The 5000-nt window shown below is 44.3% G+C and carries 5 protein-coding genes and 1 pseudogene (2 of these 6 cut by a window edge); all 6 read right to left on the reverse strand.

Annotation, left to right across the window (positions count from 1 at the left end):
* Positions 1 to 314 carry the 5' portion of a DEAD/DEAH box helicase gene (locus QC759_RS09330; protein ID WP_048073507.1) on the reverse strand. Its footprint begins 1768 nt before the window's first position, so the window shows 314 of its 2082 coding nt (coding positions 1–314); it begins with the start codon at positions 312 to 314; its stop codon lies beyond the left edge, outside the window.
* Positions 315 to 356: 42 nt separating this feature from the next.
* Positions 357 to 842, reverse strand: a complete 486-nt coding sequence (gene moaC / locus QC759_RS09335; RefSeq protein WP_048073506.1) for a cyclic pyranopterin monophosphate synthase MoaC — start codon at positions 840 to 842, stop codon at positions 357 to 359.
* 209 nt (positions 843 to 1051) lie between these two features.
* Positions 1052 to 2113, reverse strand: coding sequence for a glycosyltransferase (locus QC759_RS09340; protein WP_048073505.1), 1062 nt, complete (start codon positions 2111 to 2113; stop codon positions 1052 to 1054).
* A 316-nt stretch (positions 2114 to 2429) separates the two neighbouring features.
* Complete coding sequence (gene cbiD / locus QC759_RS09345; protein WP_082055730.1) at positions 2430 to 3602, reverse strand: cobalt-precorrin-5B (C(1))-methyltransferase CbiD; 1173 nt, start codon at positions 3600 to 3602, stop codon at positions 2430 to 2432.
* A gap of 25 nt (positions 3603 to 3627) precedes the next feature.
* A pseudogene (locus tag QC759_RS09350) lies at positions 3628 to 3900 on the reverse strand (MJ0307 family thioredoxin); the annotation flags it as partial.
* Between the two features lie 163 nt (positions 3901 to 4063).
* Positions 4064 to 5000, reverse strand: partial view of a signal peptide peptidase SppA gene (sppA, locus tag QC759_RS09355; RefSeq protein ID WP_048073503.1) — the 3' portion only. 2 nt of this gene lie beyond the right edge of the window; only the last 937 of its 939 coding nucleotides appear in the window; only part of the start codon is in view: it crosses the right edge, with 1 base visible at position 5000; it ends in the stop codon at positions 4064 to 4066.

Genomic DNA, 5000 nt, shown 5'->3' on the forward strand with positions numbered 1-5000 from the left:
GAGGAAGAGGGGTGTTTACCCACCTTGATACCGTGTTCTTCGAATTTTTTAAATTCCTTAACCTTTTCATTCTGAATGGATAATAGGGGGACAGTGTAAACTACTTTACCGCCCTCAAGGATGGTTCGGAGGGCAGCCATTACTCCCAGGAGGGTTTTTCCACTGGCCGTGGGTATGGCAATGATGAAGTTTTCCTTCTCCTCCAGTAAGCCCGCTTCCACCACAGCCTTCTGGGCAGGGTTCAAATCCTCAATCTGAGGGTAAGAATCCTTGATTATTTTTCTGATGGCAGGATCCAGTGATTCAAGACTCATATTAACTTCCTATTTTTTTGTCCTTATTTTTTCCAGAATAGTTTAGTCAAAATTTAACTCTATTTTTTCCTTCTTCAGCACTTCAATAGCACTTATGCTGGTGGAGGGGTACTGGCCCTTCTCATCCTTCTCCACACTTTTAACCATGTCCCATATGGTCAGAAGACCAACGCTAACTCCGGTTATGGCTTCCATTTCCACTCCGGTCTTCCCGGTGCTCTTAACCTCCACGGTGACCTCGATGGAACCGGGGGTCACTTCAAATTCCACTTCCACACCACCGATGGGTATGGGGTGGCAGAGGGGTATTAGCTGGGAAGTGGATTTAACTGCCTGGATGGCTGCTATCTGGGCAGTGGTGAGAACGTTTCCCTTCTTAAGTTCTCCCTTTTCAATGAGGTTAATGGTTTCTTCCTGCAGGTTTATCTTCCCCCTGGCCAGTGCAGTCCTTTTAATGACGGGTTTATCTCCCACTTCCACCATATGCACCCCACTCTGGGTGAGGTGTGTGAATTTTTTCTCCTCCATGTCCATATCTCCTGTTACCAAATCATTTGATGAATTCAACCATCTTCCGGTAGTTCCGGTTAGATTACAGATGTGGCCTGTTTTTATCTAATTGGGGGGCCATGCTTATCTGAAATCTGCCCTATTACTTATCAAAAATATTTATCTAAAAATATGGTGAGTTAACTTTCTAGTTATAATGTTGGATAGAGCCGGTGATAAATAATAAGTTAATAGGGTATCTTCAGGGTACTGTATTTCCGGGAATGTTCCCGGGCAGCCACACCCTTTTCCTGCCTCAACTCTTCATTCTGTAAAATTTCATCCAGAGCTCTGGCCAGTTTCAGTGGTTCGGCAGGTTTAACCATAGATCCCACCATATCATTCATTACTTCGCCGATTCCTCCGACACTGGTAGCCACCACTGGCAGGCCACTGGCCATGGCTTCCAGAATGGTGATGGGGAATCCCTCGGATATGCTGGGTAGAACAAAAACACTGGCGGAGGGCATGATATCTTCCACATCACGCCGGGCACCGGTGAAAACCACGTCGCTGATTTTATCATCTTCGACCTTTTTTTCCAGTTCCGGGCGCAGGGGGCCATCGCCCACTATTAACAGCTCGACATCAGTTTTCATTAACTTCTTGGCTTCCAGGAGATACTTCACTCCCTTTTGATATACCAGGTTACCCACAAAGAGCACGGTCGGCTTATCACTTCTCATTTTTATATCCGGGGGGAGTTCCGTTTTCTGGGGATTGAATCTTTCCGTGTCAATGGCATTGGGTGTTACATAAACCTTTTCAGGGTTTATACCCATCTTCAGCACCTTATCTTTCAGGTCATTGTTAACCACCATTACATAATCTGCTTTTTTAAGAACCGACCGGATCAATCTCTGTAAAAGGGGGTTATTGGCCTGAATCATGAGGTCTGAGCCATGGGCAGTTACCGCAGTTTCCTTACCCATCCATGATCCCAGGTACACTCCAATGAGACCCGGGGGGAGAAGAAAATGGGCGTGGATAAGATCAATTTGGTAACGACGTATCATGCTCCTCAGTTTGAAAAAAGCAGATACAAAGAAGAATAGACCCCTTAATCCTTTGATGTTGGGTGCCGGGGCAGTTTCCACCTTCACTGGACCCAGGTCCTTCACATCCGGGTGGGGGTAGGTTAACACGTAAACTTCATCCCCTCTTTTAACGATTTCCTGTGATAGGAGATAAGTATGGGATGAAACACCTCCAATATGAGGGGGATATTGTCCTAATATGCACACACGCATGATTTCACCTTAATTTGAATCTATACCCGTAATCTGAATTTATACCAGTAATCTATATTCTACTTTATACTTTTAATACATCTATAAGTTCTTGTAGAATACCCATTGTAGTTAAGTCTATTTTCTAAATATTCTGCCCTTTATTCTTTAGAATAGCGTATCCCGGTTAAGTAACTGCCAAGATAATAAGAAGATTTTCCAGGATTAGGGAGAATTAGTGAATTGAACATTCTTATAATGAGTTTAATACTCGGATGAATTAATAAATTCTTTAAGGGGTGAATAAAAGAAACCTTTAGGGTACGAATAAAAGAAATTAACGACTTTTTAATTGGACATTATGATTAGGGTTGAGTATGGTTCCATCCATCTTTAAAATAATCACTTCGGGCATAAGGTTGAACCTTTCCTGGCAACGCTCCTGGATGGTCCGGGCAATGGAGTTGAAGACCTTCTCCACCATTTCTTCCCTTTCCAGGATTTCCAGCATATCCTCCGTGGTGTTGGAATGGTACACTTCCTCCAGGACCTGTTTATTCCCACCCATGAGGCCAGTATGGGTGGTTATGATCTCCCGGCGGCCATCTGCCAGGCGATGTTCAGTTTGGAAGATACCTCCGGCTATTTTTACCAGTTTACCAGCATGGCCCATTAGAATTAAACGGGTTAACCCACATTTACTGGCTTCTTTTAACATGAAACCCACCAGATTGCCCATCTGGATGATCTGGTCATCTTCCACATCCAGCAACTCCTTGGCCAGTTTTTCTCCAATATTACCGGGCACAAATACCAGCTCCCGGTACCCCTCAGCCAGGGCCACATCCAGCTGACATTTTTTGGACTTCTGGAAACTGTCAGAATTCATGGAGCGGGCAACACCCGTGGTTCCCAGTATGGAGATGCCGTCCACAATACCTAGACGGGGATTCATGGTCCTTTTAGCAATATCTCTGCCCTGGGGGATGCTGATTAAGACCCGTGCACCTTTTCCTTTAGGGAGTGCTTTTTCCAGGTTGGATAGGATCATCTTCCGGGGTACGGGATTTATAGCCACCTCACCAATGGGTAGCTGCAGTCCCGGTTTGGTTATTTTACCCACCCCTTCTCCTCCCTGAATCAGGAGGCCAGGTTTATCCTGGAGAGTGACTTCGGCCTGCACTTCCAGGTTAATGGTTACATCCGGGTCGTGGTAGGGAAATTTCACCACACTAGCCACCCCGGAGTGATCATCAATCTTCCGGGAACTTTTAACGAATATATCCAGGGATCCCAGTGGTGTTTCAATAGTTACTGATGAAGGCACCTTACCCTCAATGGATAACAGTGCGGCCAGGGCTGCAGCAGTAGCTGCACTTCCAGTGGTAATACCGTAATCTTCACTCTCAACAGGAAAAGAAACAGGTGGGGGGGTTGATTTATTCCCCCTGCTATTTTTAGAATTAGATTGAGAGATTTGGTCTTTTTGACTGGAATGATCTTCTTCCATGTTAATTAAAAATAATAGGTTTATTTTATTTTCCTTTTTCTTCTTCTATGGCCTTTGCCAGTTCTTCTTTACTGGGAGCACCGACAAAACGTACCACTCCATTTAGAGCAATGGCCGGGACAGCCATAAGACCATAATCAATTGCTTTTTCACGGTCTACCATTATGTCGATCTTTTCAATTTCCATTACACCAGGCATGTCCTTTTCAACTTCGTTTACTACTTCAATAGCCATGGGACAGTAGGGGCAAGAGGGGGATGTGAATACTTCTACTTTGACAACCATATTTTTCACCTCAGTATTTACTCTGTTTTTTTAGACATTTTATATTTTATTTAAGTTCTTTTTTTTGGAAATCTTTATTTTTATAATTTGGTTATTTTCAATGAATTTTATGTAAATTTTACCTTCTTTGGGGAAAATCACCAAAATTGAAGCCTTACCTTGAAACCTTTGGTCATCACCTCAGGGAGTAATCCACGGAGCTCTGCACTGAATCCTGATTAATCAGACTTCCAATCCCTTTACCTAAGGCATAGGCGAAGTTGGTGGAGTAACCTTTAAGAATATCAGCTAAAGATTCAGTAGGGGTAAGGGTAATCACGTTATAATCCCCGGATATACCTCCCAGTCGGGCGGCCATTTCAATGGCCTTTTCCCGGTCACCAGTTTCATCCACCAGTTTAAGATCCTTGGCCTGGGTTCCGGTGTAGATTTTACCTTCGGCAATACTACGCACGTACTCTACATCCAGGTTACGGTTTTCGGCCACCTGTTTGATGAAGTATTCATAATCCTGATCCACCATCCCCTGTAACATTACAGTCTCTTCTGGAGTTAGATTACGGTAGGATGCACCCATATCCTTGTACTCCCCGGCTTTAATGGCGTACTGGTTCACCCCGATCTTCTGGTAAAGGCCCGATAAATCAGTTAAACTGAGTATAACTCCAATACTGCCCACAATTGAGGAGGGGCTGGCCACAATTTTATCGGCAGGTGAAGCCACCAGGTAGGCACCGGAAGCACCAATATCGCTGATCCAGACCACCACGGGTTTACTGGAGTTTTTCACAGCATTCATAATCTCTTCACTGGCCACTGGCGAACCACCGGGGCTGTTAACATCCAGGACTATGGCACTCACTGAACTGTCCTCTTCTGCTTCTTTAATACTATCAGTGACGGTTTGAGGGGTTATTACGGAACTTTCCAGAAAACTGGACTGCCCATAGGCGATTTCACCCTGTAAAGGGATAACTGCCACGGTATTTCCAAAACTAGTACCATTAAGTCCGTCACTGTTTCCTAGAAGGGACAAGATAGTAACAAAAAGAATTATAAGAACTAAAAATCCTCCTCCAGCAATACCTAAAACCAATTTGGTATCCTTTTCC

Origin of the sequence: Methanobacterium formicicum (assembly GCF_029848115.1) — an archaeon.
GTDB lineage: Archaea > Methanobacteriota > Methanobacteria > Methanobacteriales > Methanobacteriaceae > Methanobacterium > Methanobacterium formicicum.